At 72.6% G+C, this 16,378-nt stretch carries 16 protein-coding genes; 9 read left to right on the forward strand and 7 right to left on the reverse strand.

What is annotated here, in order from left to right:
- Positions 1–22: 22 nt before the first annotated feature.
- Genes OG917_RS13485 through hutU form a run of 3 tightly spaced genes read right to left on the reverse strand, consistent with a single transcriptional unit; the run spans position 23 to position 4,289 of the window.
- Complete coding sequence (locus OG917_RS13485) at positions 23–1,372, reverse strand: formimidoylglutamate deiminase (RefSeq protein ID WP_328317830.1); 1,350 nt, start codon at positions 1,370–1,372, stop codon at positions 23–25.
- Positions 1,363–2,562, reverse strand: a complete 1,200-nt coding sequence (locus OG917_RS13490) for an allantoate amidohydrolase (RefSeq protein ID WP_328321859.1) — start codon at positions 2,560–2,562, stop codon at positions 1,363–1,365. The genes OG917_RS13485 and OG917_RS13490 overlap by 10 nt, the downstream gene beginning before the upstream one ends.
- 17 nt (positions 2,563–2,579) lie before the next feature.
- Positions 2,580–4,289, reverse strand: a complete 1,710-nt coding sequence (gene hutU, locus OG917_RS13495; protein ID WP_328317832.1) for a urocanate hydratase — start codon at positions 4,287–4,289, stop codon at positions 2,580–2,582.
- 120 nt (positions 4,290–4,409) lie between these two features.
- Between hutU and OG917_RS13500 the strand changes: the two genes are divergently transcribed.
- From OG917_RS13500 to OG917_RS13520, 5 genes are all read left to right on the forward strand, one after another.
- Positions 4,410–5,795, forward strand: a complete 1,386-nt coding sequence (locus tag OG917_RS13500) for a diaminopimelate decarboxylase (protein ID WP_328317833.1) — start codon at positions 4,410–4,412, stop codon at positions 5,793–5,795.
- Between the two features lie 222 nt (positions 5,796–6,017).
- Positions 6,018–6,494 (forward strand): hypothetical protein, encoded by a 477-nt coding sequence (locus OG917_RS13505; RefSeq protein WP_328317834.1) that lies wholly within the window; start codon positions 6,018–6,020, stop codon positions 6,492–6,494.
- Positions 6,494–7,282, forward strand: coding sequence for a transcriptional regulator (locus OG917_RS13510; protein WP_328317835.1), 789 nt, complete (start codon positions 6,494–6,496; stop codon positions 7,280–7,282). The genes OG917_RS13505 and OG917_RS13510 overlap by 1 nt, the downstream gene beginning before the upstream one ends.
- Before the next feature lie 38 nt (positions 7,283–7,320).
- Entirely contained in the window at positions 7,321–7,713 is a 393-nt protein-coding gene (locus OG917_RS13515; protein WP_328317836.1) for a roadblock/LC7 domain-containing protein, read from the forward strand.
- Positions 7,714–7,934: 221 nt separating this feature from the next.
- Positions 7,935–8,309: a hypothetical protein gene (locus OG917_RS13520; RefSeq protein ID WP_328317837.1), complete on the forward strand. Its 375-nt coding sequence runs from the start codon at positions 7,935–7,937 to the stop codon at positions 8,307–8,309.
- 20 nt (positions 8,310–8,329) lie between these two features.
- Here the strand turns inward: OG917_RS13520 and OG917_RS13525 are convergent, their stop codons facing one another.
- From OG917_RS13525 to OG917_RS13535, 3 genes are all read right to left on the reverse strand, one after another.
- The gene (locus tag OG917_RS13525; RefSeq protein WP_328317838.1) at positions 8,330–8,869 is read right to left on the reverse strand and encodes a hypothetical protein; all 540 of its coding nucleotides are present in this window, start codon (positions 8,867–8,869) and stop codon (positions 8,330–8,332) included.
- Between the two features lie 234 nt (positions 8,870–9,103).
- Complete coding sequence (locus tag OG917_RS13530; protein ID WP_328317839.1) at positions 9,104–9,940, reverse strand: MurR/RpiR family transcriptional regulator; 837 nt, start codon at positions 9,938–9,940, stop codon at positions 9,104–9,106.
- Positions 9,941–10,031: 91 nt separating this feature from the next.
- On the reverse strand, positions 10,032–11,510 hold the full coding sequence (locus OG917_RS13535; protein ID WP_443059074.1) for an aromatic amino acid ammonia-lyase: 1,479 nt from the start codon (positions 11,508–11,510) through the stop codon (positions 10,032–10,034).
- A gap of 140 nt (positions 11,511–11,650) precedes the next feature.
- Here OG917_RS13535 and OG917_RS13540 point away from each other — a divergent pair, with 140 nt between their 5' ends.
- Genes OG917_RS13540 through OG917_RS13555 form a run of 4 tightly spaced genes read left to right on the forward strand, consistent with a single transcriptional unit; the run spans position 11,651 to position 15,060 of the window.
- Entirely contained in the window at positions 11,651–12,784 is a 1,134-nt protein-coding gene (locus tag OG917_RS13540; RefSeq protein WP_328317841.1) for an ABC transporter ATP-binding protein, read from the forward strand.
- Positions 12,781–13,440: an ABC transporter permease gene (locus tag OG917_RS13545; RefSeq protein ID WP_328317842.1), complete on the forward strand. Its 660-nt coding sequence runs from the start codon at positions 12,781–12,783 to the stop codon at positions 13,438–13,440. The genes OG917_RS13540 and OG917_RS13545 overlap by 4 nt, the downstream gene beginning before the upstream one ends.
- 3 nt (positions 13,441–13,443) lie before the next feature.
- Positions 13,444–14,115, forward strand: a complete 672-nt coding sequence (locus OG917_RS13550) for an ABC transporter permease (protein ID WP_328317843.1) — start codon at positions 13,444–13,446, stop codon at positions 14,113–14,115.
- 15 nt (positions 14,116–14,130) lie between these two features.
- Entirely contained in the window at positions 14,131–15,060 is a 930-nt protein-coding gene (locus tag OG917_RS13555) for an ABC transporter substrate-binding protein (protein WP_328317844.1), read from the forward strand.
- A gap of 135 nt (positions 15,061–15,195) precedes the next feature.
- Here OG917_RS13555 and OG917_RS13560 read toward each other — a convergent pair whose 3' ends face one another.
- The gene (locus OG917_RS13560) at positions 15,196–16,233 is read right to left on the reverse strand and encodes a LacI family DNA-binding transcriptional regulator (RefSeq protein WP_328317845.1); all 1,038 of its coding nucleotides are present in this window, start codon (positions 16,231–16,233) and stop codon (positions 15,196–15,198) included.
- Positions 16,234–16,378 lie beyond the last annotated feature (145 nt).

Below are 16,378 nucleotides of genomic sequence, written 5' to 3' on the forward strand. Positions count from 1 at the left end.
ATGTGCTCCTACGGGTACGGGATCAGGGACGCAGGGCCGCGATCGACTCGGCCAGGGCCTGCGGGACGTCCGGGACCAGGGCATGGACTCCGTCGCGTACGACATGGCGGCCGCCCACGACCGTGTGGCGTACGTCGGCGGCGGAGCCGGCGAATACCGCGGTCTCCGCTCCGAGGCGCGGTACCGGTCCCGCTGTTCTGACCGTGTCGAGCGCGATCGTCGTGAGGTCGGCGAGCGCACCGGTCTCGATGACGCCGCCCTCGGGCCAGCCGAGCGCGTCGTGGCCGCCCGCGGTGGCCGCGCGCAGCAGGGCCGCCGCTGTCCAGTGGCCGCGGGTGCGCGTGCGCAGCCGTTCGTCGAGCTCCATGGCGCGCGCCTCTTCGAGGATGTCGATCACGGCGTGGCTGTCGCTGCCCAGGGAGAGCGGGCTGCCCGCCTGCTGGAGCCGGGCGGCGGGGCCGATGCCGTCGGCGAGGTCGCGCTCGGTGGTGGGGCACATGCAGGTGCCGGTCGCAGAGGAGCCGAGGAGGCGGATGTCCTCGTCGGTGAGATGGGTGTTGTGGACGCCGGTGGTGCGGGGTCCCAGGACCCCGTGGTCGGCGAGCAGCCGGGTGGGGGTGCAGCCGTGCGCCGCGAGGCAGGACTCGTTCTCCGCGGTCTGCTCGGAGAGGTGTACGTGCAGCGGGGCCCGGCGGCTCTCGGACCAGGCGGCCACGGTGGCGAGCTGGTCGGCGGGGACCGCGCGCACGGAGTGGACGGCCGCACCGATCCGGGCGTGGTCGCGGTCCTTCAGCAGGGAGGCGCGCTCGGCCCAGCTCTGCGCCGAACCGTCGGAGAAGCGCCGCTGGTGCTTCTCCGGCTCCGCGCTGCGGTACTTGTCGATCATCCCGGACGCCAGGTAGGCGGTGTCGAGGAGAGTGATGCGGATGCCAGCGTCGGCGGCGGCGGCGATGAGTGCCTCGCCCATCGCGTTCGGGTCGTCGTAGGGGGCGCCGCCCGGTGTGTGGTGCAGATAGTGGAATTCGCCGACCACGGTGATCCCGGCCATCGCCATCTCGGCGTACACCGCGCGGGCCAGGGCGTGGTAGGAGTCCGGCGTCAGCCGGGAGGCCACGCCGTACATGACGTCGCGCCAGGTCCAGAAGGTGCCGGAGCCGACCTGGGCGGTGGAGCGCAGGGCGCGGTGGAAGGCATGGCTGTGGGCGTTGGCCAGGCCCGGGATGGTCAGTCCGCGCAGGGCCGTGGCGCCGGGCGGCGGGGACGGCACCTCGGTGCGGACCGCCGTGATCCGGCCCTGGCCGGTCTCCAGGACGACGCCTGGCTCGACATGGGTGTCGAGCCAGGCGTGCTCCAGCCAGTAGGTCACCTGCACGCCAGGCCCTCCAGTACATCGGCGAGTGCGGTCACCCCGGCCAGGCAGTCGTCCTCAGCGGCGGTCTCCGCCGGTGAGTGCGAGACGCCTGTGGGGTTGCGTACGAACAGCATGGCGGTCGGGACGGACGCGGAGAGGATCCCGGCGTCGTGTCCCGCGCCCGTTCCGAGAACGGGCACCCCGGTGCCGTCGCCGCCGAGGATCTTGCTGAGCTCGTCGCGCAGGGCGTGTTCGAACTCGACGACGGGGGTGAAGGACTCGCGGGTGACGCGGACGTCGACGCCGTCCCGCTCGCCGTGTTCCCTGGCCGCCTGCTCGATACCGGCGATGACGGTGTCCAGGGTGGACTGGTCGGCGGCGCGCGAGTCGAGCCAGCCGCGCACCAGCGAGGGGATCGCGTTGACGCCGTTCGGCTCGACCGCGATCTTGCCGAAGGTGGCGACCGCACCGGCGAGTTCCGCCTGGCGGCGGGCGGCGATGACCGTCTCGGCGTACGTGAGCATCGGGTCGCGGCGGTCCACCAGGCGGGTCGTCCCCGCGTGGTTGGCCTCGCCGTGGAAGTCGTACCGCCAGCGGCCGTGCGGCCAGATGGCGGAGGCGATGCCGACCGGGTCACCACTGAGGTCGAGGGCGCGCCCCTGTTCCACGTGGAGCTCGACGAACGCACCGATCCTGGCGAGCCGCTGGGGGTCGGGGCCGATGGCCGTGGGGTCGTACCCGGCCTGCTCCATGGCGTCCGGCAGGGAGATGCCGTCGCCGTCGCGGAGCCGGTGCGCCTGGTCGACGGTGAGCTGTCCGGCCGCGAGCCGGGAGCCGACACAGGCGAGTCCGAAGCGGGCGCCCTCCTCGTCACCGAAGTTGCTGATAGCCAGCGGCCTGGTGAACTCGGCTCCCCTGCGGCGGAGTTCATCGAGCGCGGCGAAGGAGGAGACCACGCCGAGGGGGCCGTCGAAGGCCCCTCCGTCCGGTACGGAGTCCAGGTGCGAGCCGGTGACGACGGCGTCGGAGGCGGCCGGGTCGCCCAGCCAGGCCCACTGGTTGCCGTTGCGGTCGAGTTCGTAGGTGAGGCCGCGGGCCAGCGCCTGGTCCTTGAACCAGGCGCGGCAGTCGGAGTCGGCCGCGGTCCAGGCGTAGCGGCGGTACCCGCCGGAGGCGGAGCTGCGGCCGACGGGCAGCAGCTCCGCCCACATCTCATGGAATGAGGAGGTCACTTGGGATCGTCCTCGCCGCCGGCGGTGCCCGCGGTGGCTCCGGTCGCGTCGTCGCCCTCGCGCATCGGCACCCGGACGCCGCGCTCGTCGGCGACCCGCTCGGCGATGTCGTAGCCGGCGTCGACGTGGCGGATGACACCCATACCGGGGTCGTTGGTGAGCACCCGGCGGATCTTCTCGCCCGCGAGCGGGGTGCCGTCGGCCACCGAGACCTGTCCGGCGTGGATGGAGCGGCCCATGCCGACCCCGCCGCCGTGGTGGATGGAGACCCAGGAGGCGCCGGATGCGACGTTGACCATGGCGTTGAGGAGCGGCCAGTCCGCGATGGCGTCGGAGCCGTCGAGCATGGCCTCGGTCTCCCGGTACGGAGAGGCGACCGAACCGCAGTCGAGGTGGTCGCGGCCGATCACCAGCGGGGCGGCGAGGGTGCCGTCGGCGACCATGTCGTTGAAGAGGGCCCCGGCCTTGTCGCGCTCGCCCTGGCCGAGCCAGCAGATCCGGGCGGGCAGGCCCTGGAAGTGGACGCGCTCACCGGCCATCTTGATCCAGCGGTGCAGCGACTCGTTCTCCGGGAAGAGCTTCAGGAGCGCCTTGTCGGTCTTGTGGATGTCCGAGGCCTCGCCGGAGAGCGCGGCCCAGCGGAACGGGCCCTTGCCCTCGCAGAAGAGCGGGCGGATATAGGCGGGGACGAAACCGGGGAAGTCGAACGACCGGCTGTATCCGGCCAGTTGGGCCTCGCCACGGATGGAGTTGCCGTAGTCGAAGACCTCGGCCCCGGCGTCCATGAAGCCGACCATGGCCTCGACGTGCCGGGCCATCGACTCGCGGGCGCGCACGGTGAAGTCGGCGGGCTTCTCGGCCGCGTACGCGGCCATGTCGTCGAAGTCGATGCCGAGCGGCAGGTAGGCGAGCGGGTCGTGGGCGGAGGTCTGGTCCGTCACGATGTCGATGGGCGCGCCCTCGGCGAGCATCCGGGGCAGCAGCTCCGCCGCGTTGCCGAGGAGGCCGATGGAGAGGGGCTTGCGTGCGTCGCGTGCCTCGGTGGCGAGCTGCAGCGCGTGCTCAAGGGAGTCGGCCCGGACGTCCAGATAGCGGTGCTCGATACGGCGCTCGATGGCGCGCGGGTCGACGTCGATACAGATCGCGACGCCGTCGTTCATCGTCACGGCGAGCGGCTGGGCGCCGCCCATGCCGCCGAGCCCGGCGGTGAGCGTGATCGTCCCGGCGAGCGTGCCGTTGAACCGCTTCGCGGCGACGGCGGCGAAGGTCTCGTAGGTGCCCTGCAGGATGCCCTGGGTGCCGATGTAGATCCAGGAGCCGGCCGTCATCTGGCCGTACATGGTGAGCCCGAGCGATTCGAGCCGCCGGAACTCCTCCCAGTTGGCCCAGTCGCCCACCAGGTTGGAGTTGGCGATCAGCACCCGGGGCGCCCACTCGTGGGTCTGCATCACGCCGACCGGCCGGCCGGACTGGACGAGCATCGTCTCGTCCTGCTTGAGCGTCCGCAGCGTGCGCACCATCGCGTCGAAGGAGCGCCAGTCGCGGGCGGCCTTGCCGGTGCCGCCGTAGACGACGAGCTTGTCGGGGTGCTCGGCGACCTCGGGGTCGAGGTTGTTCTGGAGCATGCGCAGGGCGGCCTCCTGCTGCCATCCCAGGGTGCTCAGCTCCGTACCGCGGGGGGCCCGTACCGGCCGGGGTCCTGACATGGTCTGCCTCCTCGATCCCACACTGTTGCATGAACTATTCACATCTTGACGAGCTGAATAGAACTAGTCAATAGCTGCCGGCAACCCCACCCCGTCCCGGTGGATGATTGGCTGGATCTCATGGCTTCTGACACGGGTTCTGGAACGGTCTCCGACACACCTTCCGAAACGGGCGCCGCAGCACGGCGAGAGCAGGCGGTACGGGCGGCGGTGGCCACCGGGCTCGCCGGCCCCGCGGCCCCCGTCGTCGGGCTGCTGGACATCCACGGCATCCGGGCCGGCGCCGCCGCACTGCGCGCCGCGTTCGAGGAGGTCACACCGCCCGGAACACCCGTGCTGCACGCCTTCGCCGTGAAGGCGGCCCCGCTGGTGCCCGTCCTGCGGCTGCTGGCCGCCGAGGGCATCGGCGCGGAGGTCGCGAGCCCCGGTGAGCTGGCGCTGGCCCGCGCGGCGGGTGTGCGCCCGGCGCACACCGTCCTGGACTCCCCCGCCAAGACCCCCGCCGAGCTGCGCGAGGCGCTCGCCATCGGGATCGCGGTGAACGCCGACAATCCGCAGGAGCTGGACCGGCTCGACGCCCTCGTCCAGTCGGCCCCCACCACCTCGCCCCTGGGCCTGCGCGTCAACCCGCAGATCGGCGGCGGCTCCATCGGCGCCCTGTCGACGGCCACCGCCACCTCGAAGTTCGGGGTGGCGCTGCGCGACGACGGCGCCCGCGCCTGGGTCGTCCGGGCCTTCCTCGACCGCCCCTGGCTGAACCGGCTGCACACCCACTCCGGCTCGCAGGGCGTTCCGCTGGCGCTGATGGCCGAGGGCGTACGGGCCGTGCACGAGCTGGCCGAGGAGATCAACGCCGCGGCCGGCCGGCAGCAGATCGACACCATCGACATCGGCGGCGGCCTCCCGGTCAACTTCTCGTCGGACGAGGAGACCCCCACGTACGCCGAGTACGCCCGGCTCCTCAAGGCCACCGCGCCCGGCCTGCTCGACGGCCGCTACGGCCTGGTCACCGAGTTCGGCCGGTCGCTGCTCGCCAAGCACGGCACGATCCTGGCCCGTGTCGAGTACGCCAAATCGGCCGGCGGCAGGGCCATCGCGGTCACCCACGCCGGGGTCCAGGTGGCCACCAGGACGGTGTACGCGCCCGCGTCCTGGCCGCTGCGGATCGCCGCGTACGACAGCGAGGGCCGCCCCAGCACGGCGGCCGTCGCCGCCCAGGACATCGCGGGCCCCGCCTGTTTCGCGGGCGACCTGCTGGCCGAGGAGCGCGAGCTGCCGCGGCTCGGCCAGGGGGACTATGTCGCCGTGCTGGACACCGGGGCGTACTACTTCGCGCACCACTACGCGTACAACAGCCTCGCCAGGCCCGCGGTGTACGGCTTCGCCGCGGGCGCGGAGACCGCGTCCGGCGCGCCCGGGGTCCGCTTCGCGACGGTACGGGACGCGCAGAGCGTGGCGGAGATCGTGGCCGAGTCGGGCGGAGCCCACGCGGACGCGCTGCTCTGAGGGGGGCGGGCCCCGGGCCCCGGCGTCACCCCGGGGGGCCCGGCCGGGCCCCCCGGCCAACTGCCCCCGGACGGACGGAACGCAGACCCTAACCCTGTCGCGCATGTTCCGCTGGAAAATGCCAGAACTCCCACCAGCAGGGGGAGCGTTGCGTAACTTTGCCGTCACTGCCGCACAGCCGCCCCCGCGGCCACGCGCACCACGCTGGGAGGGGAGTTCCGCGTGCCCGGAATCGACGAGTGTCTGCTGGAAGCCATGCGGCTGCCCGGCTCCCTCGGTGCCGCCGTGGTCGACTGGACCAGCGGGCTGGCGCTCGGGACCATCGGCGAGTCACCGAACAACGACCACGAGGCGACCGCGGCCGAGACCGCCGAGCTGGCCCGGATGGCCGCCGAGCACCCCGCGTTCGCGCCGTCCCCCGCCGTTCAAGGGCAGGACGGCGGGGATGACGCGGCCGGGCGGACCGGAGCCGGGGCGCCCGGGCCCCGTATCGGAGTCCAGGCGCCAGGGCCCGCGGTGGCGGGGCCTCCGGTGGAGGACGTCATCGTCACCAACCGCACTGGCTACCACATCCTGCGCTTCGTCGAGACGACCTTCGACAGCAGTGTCTTCCTGCACCTCTGGCTCGACCGCGACGAGGGCAATCTGGCGCTCGCCCGATTAAGACTGCGGGACCTCGCCGAGCGACTGGTGCTGTGATGACGACCGCCACCAGACCCGCCGGGATCTCGCCCATGCTCGTCCGCCTGGCAGGCGAACGCGCCACCGGCGCCCTGCTGCGTGACCGCGGCACGCTCTATCTGGTCGACGGCCAGGTGGTGCATGCCGAGAGCCCGGCGGCCCCCGGGATAGACGTCCTGCTGACCGCGTCGGGGCGGTTGCGCCCCGACGGCTGGCAGCAGGCACTGGACCGGGCCGGGGCCCATGGCCGTGTCGGCCGTTTCCTGGTCGAGAGCGGTCAGGTCGCGGACGGCGAGCTGGAGATCTGCCACCTCGGCGCGCTGCACGACGCGGCGTACTTCGCCCTCGCGCCCGGCAGCGGCCCCACCCGCTTCCGCTACGGCGTCGCCCACTGGATAGGCACCGTGCACCCGGTCCCCGCCGACGCGGTCGAGCGGGAGGTGGCCCGCCGCCGTGAACTGCTCGACCGGCTCTGGCCCTACCCGGACATCGACACCGCTCCGGTGGTGCGGGCGCGGAGCCACCCCGACGTCCCGGTCACCCCGCGCCAGCGCGCCGTGCTCGACCTGGTGGACGGAGCCCGCACCCCGCCCGACATCGCCCGGGCGCTGGGCCGCCCGGCCTTCCACACCCTCATCGACGTCCGCAGGCTGGCAGCCGCCGGTGCCGTCGAGACCCCGCGCGCGCCCGTACCGCAGGTGCCCGCGGTCCCCGCACCGTTCGCGGACGCGGTCGCCGACGTGTCACAGGACCCGGACGTCGCCCTGCTCCGCCGGCTGCGAGACGCATTGGAGGCCACGCTGTGATCCGCGCTCTGCGGCAGCGCGCCGAGAGGAGACAACTGATGTCCGCGGAGGCCGAAGTACTGGATGAACTCAGGCGGTTGAGAGCCCGGGTGCCCCAGATCAGCGGAGCGCTCGCGGCCAGCGCCGACGGCCTGGTACTGGCGCAGGACACCACATCGGCCGAGGGCGAGTCCGTCGCCGCGCTCACCGCCGCCGCTCTGGGCGTCGCGGTGCGGCTGACCGAGACGACGGGCCAGGGCGCCTTCCGTGAACTGCTGGTCCGCGGCGAGCACGGCTATGTGGCGACGTACGCGGCAGGCCGGTCCGCCGTCCTCACCCTGCTCGCCCAGCCGCGCACCAACGTGGGGCGGCTGCACCTGGAGGCCCGCCGGTCGAGCACCCGGATCGGTGAGCTGGTCGACGGCGCCCTCGAACGCCAGGAGAGCCCATGACCAACCCGCCTGCGCGCGGCACCCCTTCGCGGGGCGCCCGCACCCGTACCCGTACCGCAGGTTCCGGTGCCGCCCGCCCGGACACGGACGCGGACCCGCCCGTGGACTCCCCGGACACGAACCCCCCGCACGCGCATCGCCCGCCCACCGACAGCCCGCCCACCGACCGCTCGGACACCACTCGCTCCGGCGCCCCCAGCAAGAGAGGAAGTACGCCTCCCATGGCGAACACCGAAACCACACTCAAGACCGCGATGAGCTCGATCGAGGGCACCCTCGGCGTGGCTCTCGTCGACTACACCAGCGGAATGGCGCTCGGCACCCTGGGCGGCGGCAAGGACCTCGATCTGGCCGTGGCCGCCGCCGGGAACACCGACGTGGTGCGCGCCAAGGTGCGGACCATGGAACACCTCGGTCTCAAGGACGAGATCGAGGACATCCTGATCACCCTGGGCGAGCAGTACCACCTGATCCGGCTGCTCAAGGGCCGTGGGAACAACGGGCTGTTCCTCTATCTGGCGCTGGACAAGTCCCGGGCGAACCTCGCGATGGCCCGCCACCAGCTCAAGAAGATCGAGGCCGAGCTGGAGGTGTGACCCGGCCGGACCGGCCCCCGTCAGCGACGCCGTGCCCCGCCGGGTGCGGCGTCGCCCGCGAGGACACCCGTCGAGCGGTATCCCCTGACCGCCTTCCCCGCGGGACCCCGCGCGATCCAGTCCGTACGGACCCAGAAGAGCAGGTCGTCGGCGCGTTCGCGGCGGCCCAGCAGTACCGCCCTGAGCCAGAGGCCCGCGCCCGCCCCGGCGAGGACCATTCCGCCCGCGGCGGGAAGGGCGAACGACGAGGCGAGCGCCGCGGCGAAGCCCGCGAGCAGCCACCAGCGGTGGGCGCGCCGCCAGTTCCGTACGGTCACAGCGCGGTCCTGCAGGAAGTCGGACCGGCCCGCGCGCGAGGGCGACCCCGACAGATGGACGAACCGGCGTCTGCGGACCAGGGCCGCCACCGCGCAAGTGATCAGGGCGAGCGCGGCCCCGGCCAGAAGACCGGTCCTGCGCCCCGTGAATCCGGGCGGCAGGGTCCCGGCAGCCGCGGCCACCAGCCCCAGCCACCACAGGGGCGCCGCCCCGGCCCGTACCAGCACCGCGACCCTCGCCACGGTCCGCGGCCTGTCCTTCCCCGGCCCCGCCGGCCGACCCTGCTTCCGTTCCTGTGTCTGCGTCTGCGCTCTGCCGCGCCCCACGTCCGTACTCCCTCCGCGCACCCTGCTCCGGACCGAGCGGAGATTAGCGACGGTTTCTGAGTACGCCGTGAGAGACGGGGGAGCGCCGGAACCGGTGATCCGTTCCGGCACTCCCCCGCGACTGCGGCCGCTCCCCCACGCTCGCGACCGCTACTCGACGAACAGCCCCCGCGCCGCCGCGCGCGCGTCGAACTCCTCCAGGCGCGACTGGGCCTGCGGCAGGTCGTCGCACATCGCCTCCAGCAGCACCCGCCCCAGCAGCATCGGCCCGCACGCCGTGTCGAAGGCGAGGCCGGTGCCGACGGCGGCGGGGATCAGGATGTCGCTGTGCCGGGCGACCGGCGCGAAGGCCGAGTCGGCGACCGTCACCACGGTCAGCCCGGCCGACTGCGCGTAGGCGAGCGCATCGACCACCTCACGCGGGTGGCGCGGCAGCGCGAAGCAGAGCAGCACCGTGGCCCCGGCCCGTACCGAGGCGTCGATACGGTCGGCCAGCATCGTGCCGCCCTCGTCCAGCAGCCGGACATCCCGGTGGACCTTGGCCGCGAAGTACGCGAAACCCCTGGCCTGCGAGGAGGCGGCGCGCAGGCCCAGCACCGGCAGCGCAGGGGAACCGGCAAGCAGCCGCCCCGCGCGCTCCACCAGCGAGGGATCAGCGAGCACCTCGGCGAGCCTGCGCAGATTCTCCATCTCCGCACGGACGGCCTGCTGGTACTCGTTGAGGCTGTCGTCCGCCGCCTCCCGCCCGGCCGGGGCGACCTCCCGCAGGTGCCTGCGCAGCGCCGGATACCCGTCGAAGCCCAGCGCGACCGCGAACCGGGTGACGGACGGCTGGCTGACCCCTGCCAGTTCGGCCAGTTCGACGGAGGAGAGGAAGGGTGCGTCGGCGGCCTGCCGCACCATGCAGTGCGCGATGCGCCGCTGGGTCGGTGTCAGCCGGTGCCCTTCGAAGAGCTGTTGCAGCCGTGCGGCCGGGCTCTCGCTCATACCGTCGTCCCCCTCAAGTTCCACATCCACATCAGAGTTCATTGAACCGCCCGCCCCGCGGGGAGCCCCCCGCTTCGGGTAACCGCCCGCGTCAGAGCTCATTGAACCGGTCGAGAAGGGCGGTCGCCGTCTCCACGTCGTCGGTGAGCGGCCGGTCCGCGAGATCCGGGTCGAGCACCTCGTCCGCCAGGGCGAAGGCGCGGCCGACCGGCAGACCGGGGTCGATCCGCAGTTCGCGCTGGCGCAGCGCCCGGACGGCGGCGACCAGTTCACAGCCCACCACATAGCGGTACGCGCGCCCGGCCCGCAGCGCCTGCCGGGCCGCGAGGGAGGCGAAGCTGGCCTGTTCCTCGACGCCGCGGGAGAGGACGGCGTGCCCGAGGGACGCGGGGGCGGAGAGGGCGGTGAGCTCACCGAGGGCGGCCCCGGCCGCGTACTCCAGGATCATCACTCCCGACGACGCGGCCTCGCCGTCGGCGAGGAAGGGCCTCAGCCGGGTGAAGCCGGGCTCGTTCAGCGCGGAGAGCCGGGAGGTGGAGAGCCGGGCGGTCTGGGTGAGAGCCAGCCGGAAGTGGTCGAGCGCCAGGACGACCTGGGCCATGTAGAAGCCACCGTGGTGGTAGGCGGCCATGTCCGACGCACGGATCAGCGGATTCTCGGCCGCCGCGTTGATCTCGACGGCCAGGGTGCGCTCCAGCAGGTCCGCCGCGTCCTGGGCGGGCCCGTGGATCTGCGGGACACAGCGGAAGCCGTACGGGTCCTGGATGCGGCCCAGCGGCGGGGTGGGCCGCTCGGCTGCGCCGAGCAGCAGGCGGCTGCGGGCCGCGACCGCGTACGAGCCGGGGTGCCGGCGGGCCGAGTGCACCGGCTCCGCGTAGGCCTCGAACGATCCGTCCACGGCGAGCAGCGACAGCGCGGCCACCACCTGGGTCGCGTCGACGAGCCCGCGCAGCTCGTCGAGCGCGAGCGCCGCCTGGCCGAGGGTGAGGGCGTTGCTGCTGATCAGGGCGAGGGCGTCGTTGTTGTCGAGGCGCAGTGCGGCGGGCGGTGTGCCGCCTTCCCAGGGGTGTTCACCGGCCAGCGCGAGGCCCATCTGGGCCAGGGCCGCGATGTCGCCGGTCCCGACGGAGCCGAAGGCGTTGACGACGGGGTGGGCGCCGGACTCCAGGGCCTCGCAGAGCGCGGTGACGACAGTGGGGCGCAGCCCGGCCCCTCCGGCGAGCAGCTGGTTGGCGCGGACTGCGAGCATGGCCCTGACCTCGTGGGCCGGCAGCGGGTCCCCGATGGCGCCCGCGTGCGAGCGCAGCAGCCGCAGTCCGTGGTCGGCGGCTGCGCCGGAGGGCACCGACTCGTTACGGTTGGCGCCGACACCGGTGGAGCGGCCGTACACCCGACCCGACGCGGCGAGCTCGCGCGCCGCGTCCCAGGACTGTTCGACACGCTTCATCGCCCCGGTCCCGGGTACGGGCCTGGCCGTACTGCGGGCCAGCCGGACCACGTCGGCGACCGGAAGGGACTCACCGTCGAGGACCACAATGCCGGTCTGGGTGTCCACCGTGCGGTACGGCATCATGCGCGAACGCCTCCTTTTCCGACATTCGATCTTGCCTGATGGACCTACGTCGCCAGTGTTCTACCGCAGCCCATTGACAAATTATTCAGACACCGAGAACTCTGCATGACCATATGCAGCCGGGCAAGGGATGACCGATGATCAAATTCGACGCCGTGCACAAACGCTTCCCGAACGGCACCACCGCAGTGCACGACCTCAGCCTGGACATGCCGGAAGGGCAGATCACGGTCCTCGTCGGCTCGTCCGGCTGCGGCAAGACCACCACGCTCCGGATGATCAACCGCATGGTCGACCCGTCGTCGGGGACCATCCGCCTGGCGGGCAAGGACATACTCGAAGCGGACGCGGCCGAGCTGCGGCGCGGCATCGGATACGTCATCCAGCAGTCCGGGCTCTTCCCGCACCGGACGATCCTGGACAACGTGGCGACCGTACCGCTGCTGCTGGGCTGGGGCCGCAAGAAGGCCCGGGCCCGCGCCGCGGAGCTGCTCGAAACGGTCGGGCTGAACGCCGACACCGGCAAGCGCTATCCGCACCAGCTCTCCGGCGGCCAGCAGCAGCGGGTGGGCGTGGCCCGCGCGCTCGCCGCCGACCCGCCGGTCCTGCTGATGGACGAGCCGTTCGGCGCGGTGGACCCGGTGGTCCGCACCCAGCTCCAGGACGAGCTGCTGCGGCTGCAGAAGGACCTGAACAAGACCATCGTCTTCGTCACCCACGACATAGACGAGGCCGTCAGGCTCGGCGACCGCATCGCGGTCTTCCGGACCGGCGGCCATCTCGTCCAGTGCGCCGAGCCCGCCGAACTGCTCGCCCGGCCCGCCGACGACTTCGTCGCGGACTTCCTCGGCGCGGAGCGCGGCCTGAAGCTGCTGTCCCTCTCCACCCTCGCCGGGATACCGCAGACGCCGGCCCCGGTCGTCCGCGCCGACGAGCGGAAATCCGCGGCGGAGCGGACCGGCCGCTGGCAGCTGGTGGTATCCGCCGACAACAGGCCGCTCGGCTGGCTCGACACGGAGACCGCCCCGGCGGCCGGGACCGCGGGCGACGCCCCGCTGCTGCCCGTACGGGCGCTGCGCGACACCGACTCGCTGCTCTCCGCGCTCAACGAGTCGGTCTCCTCCCCGGCCGGGCTGGTGGCCCGGGTGGACGCCGATGGCGTACTGACCGGCGTCACCTCCCGGGACGCCATCCACGACCGTGCGGGCGAGGCCCACACGAGCGCCGGAGCCGCCGGCGACGCCCCGTCGAAGACCGGCAGCGCCGCATGACCATCGACTGGGGCTGGTTCCCCGACCACACCGGTGAGATGGCTCACCTCACCGCGGACCATCTCTCCACCGCGGTGCCCGCCGTCCTCATCGGCCTGCTGATCGCGCTGCCGCTCGCGGTACTCGCCCACCGGGTACGCGCACTGCGCGGCTTCGTCCTCGGCCTCTCCAACATCCTCTACACGATCCCGTCGCTGGCCTTCTTCGTCCTGCTGCTGCCCATCACCGGGCTCACCCGCACGACAGCCATCACCGGCCTGACCGCGTACACCCTGGTGGTGCTCGTACGGAACACCGTCGAGGGCCTGGACGCGGTGCCCGCCAGGGTCCGCGAGGCATCCACCGCCATGGGCACCCGGCCGCTGCGCACCCTGCTCACCGTGGAACTGCCGCTGGCGCTCCCGGTGATCATGGCCGGGATCCGGGTCTCCACCGTCATGTCGATCTCGCTGGTGAGCGTCGCCAGCTATATCGGCTACGGCGGCCTCGGCCAGCTCTTCACCGACGGCTTCCAGCGCAACTACCCCACCCCGGTCGTCGCCGGTGTGATCCTGACCCTGCTGCTCGCCCTGGTGGCGGACGCGCTGCTCGTCACCGTCCAGTGGCTGTGCACGCCCTGGACCCGGCAGCGCCATTCCATGAAGAGGGGCGCCTGACCCATGCTGGAACTCCTCAAGAACCTCGCGTCCTGGCTGACCGGCTCCGCCCAGTGGTCGGGCCAGGACGGCATCGCGCACCGGCTCGTCGAACACCTGCAGTACTCACTGCTCGCCACCGTCATCGCGGCCGTCATCGCCCTCCCGATCGGGATGCTGATCGGCCACACCGGGCGCGGCGCGTTCATCGCGGTCAACCTGGCGTCCTTCGGACGCGCGCTGCCCACCGTCGGTCTGGTGACACTGGTCTTCCTGGCCGGCGGGCTCTCCATCTGGCCGGTGTACATCTCGCTGGTCGCCCTCGCAGTGCCGGTGATCATCACCAACACCTACGCGGGCATGGTCGCCGTCGACCCGGAGGTCAAGGACGCGGCGAAGGGCGTGGGGCTCCGCGGCCACCAGGTCCTCTGGCAGGTCGAGCTCCCGCTCGCGCTGCCCCTGATCATGACCGGCATCCGGCTGGCGACCGTGCAGGTCATCGCCACCGCCACCATCGCCGCCTATGTCAGCTTCGGCGGACTCGGCCGGTACGTATTCGACGGGCTCGCCCAGCGCGACCTGGTGCAGGTGCTCGGGGGTGCGGTGCTCGTCGCCGTCCTCGCCGTCCTCGCCGACCTGGCCCTGGGCGGAGTGCAGCGGCTGTTGCTGCGCGGCCGTCCCGACACCGCCCGCTGACTTCTGGAGACCGAGATGAACCGACGTACCGCACTCACCGCCCTGCTGGCCGGCGCATCGGCGCCCGTGCTCGCCGCCTGCTCGTCCGGCATCACGTCCCTCAACGGGGGCGGCTCCGGCGGCGACGCCGGAAGCAGCTCGGGCGGGCTGGTCATAGGCACCGCCAACTTCACCGAGAACCAGATACTCGGCTACCTCTACGCGGGGGCACTCAAGGCCGCGGGCATCAAGACCACGGTCAAGCCCAACCTGGGCTCCCGCGAGATCATCGTCCCCGCGCTGAAAGGGGGCGACATCGATCTGCTCCCCGAGTACCAGGGCAGTCTGCTGCTCTACCTGAACCAGAAGGCCACCGAGACGGAGGCGGGCGCGATGCAGAACGCGCTGGCCGCCGTGCTGCCCGCGAGTCTGGAGGTCCTGCCGTACGCGGCGGCCGAGGACCGCGACAGCTTCGCGGTGACCCGGGAGACGGCCGACAAGTACGGGCTCAAGACCCTCGCCGACCTCAAGAAGGCCAACGGCAAGCTGGTGTTCGGCGCCGCGGCCGAGATGAAGAAGCGGGTCGTCGGGGTCGTCGGCCTGAAGAACGTCTACGGCGTGGAGTTCAAGGAGTTCAAGGCGCTCGACTCGTCGGGCCCCCTGGTCAAGGGCGCGTTGAAGAAGGGCGACGTGGACGTCGCCAACATCTTCACCACGGATGTGGACGTCGCGGCGAACAACTGGGTCGTCCTGGAGGATCCGAAGCACCTGGTGCCCGCGCAGCACATCGTCCCGCTGATCGCCGCCCGCAAGGCGGACGGCAAGGTCCGCAAGGCGCTGGCCCAGCTGGGCAACGTGCTGACGACGGAGGAGCTGACGAAGCTGAACCGCATGGTCGACAAGGACAAGAAGGACCCGGACCGGGTCGCGGACGAGTGGCTGAAGCAGCACAAGGTGCCGGCCTGACCGGTTGACCGCCCCGGCTCCCGGCTCCCGGGCGCAGGACGGCCCGTCCTGTCCGGCGGCCGGGAACCGGGGGTCCCGGTTCCCGGCTGCCGGGCGGCCGGCCGGGCCCCCGGGCCCCGCTCCAGGTGACCGCGGTCAGTTCCGGTCGCCGGCCGCCGGCCCGGGGCCGGGAGGCAGCGCCCCCGCGGCGGATCCGCGCTCCACCAGCCGCGGTGCGCAGAGGATCCGCTTGCGCCGCACCCGGCGCCCCTCGATCGCCGCCACGGCCAGCCGTGCCGCCTCGGCCGCGATCTCCGCGAGGCCCCAGTCCAGGGTTGTCAGCGCGGGTGTCAGGACCCGGGAGACCGGGTGGTCGTCGAAACCGACGACCGACAGATCCCGGCCGACGGTCAGGCCCGCCTCGGCCGCCGCCGCGTACACGCCGTACGCGATCGAGTCCGAGAAGCAGAAGACCGCGGTGGAACGACCCCCGACCACCCCGCGCGCCACGGCGGTCGCCTCACCCAACTCCTGCGCGCACGGCACCACTTCGACATCGAGTCCGAGCCGGTCCGCGGCCTCGCGCACATAGACGTCGGCCGGCCGGTCGGGGGTACTGGGGCCCGTCGGGGTCAGCACCGTCACCCGCCGGTGCCCGAGGCCCGCGAGATAGGTGAGCACCGCGTCGATCCCGGCCCGGTTGTCGAAGAGCACCTCTCCGGCGGTCCTGGCCTGCTGGAGCGAGTCACCGATGGAGACCACCGGCACCGCCTCGGCGATCTTCGCCCAGCCCTCGGCCGAAGGGTCGACGGGCGAGACGAGCAGACCGTCCACCCGCTGATCGCGCAGCTGCTTGGCGAGGGCGAGCTCCCGCACGGGGTCGCCACCCGCGTCGAGGATCAGCGCGTAGCGGTCGCCCGCCAGGAGCTCGCGCCCTATGGCCGCCATCAACTGCTGCTGCCAGAGGTCCTGGAGGTCACCCGCGAGGACGCCGACCATGCTCGTACGGCCGCTGGCGAGCGCCCGGGCGATGGGGTCGGCCTCGTATCCCAGCTCGGCTGCGGCCTTGCGGACCCGCTCCTCGGTCTCCTTGGAGACCTGCTTGCCGCGCAGGGCGTACGAGACGGCGGCGGTGGAGAGGCCGGTGGCCTCTGCCACCTCGCGGAGGGTGGTGCGCTTGCTCGGCCTGGCCATGCGAGAAGCCTACCGGCCGCCTCCGACAGCCCGCCCCGCCAACGGGCACACCGGTGGCGCCCGTTCCTGGGCCCGCTCCGGGCCGCGTCTTGACACCCGCGCTTGTTAAGCGTTTCACTGAAGCGCGTCACTTAATCGCTTAACA

The organism is Streptomyces sp. NBC_00388, from assembly GCF_036061255.1.
GTDB lineage: Bacteria > Actinomycetota > Actinomycetes > Streptomycetales > Streptomycetaceae > Streptomyces.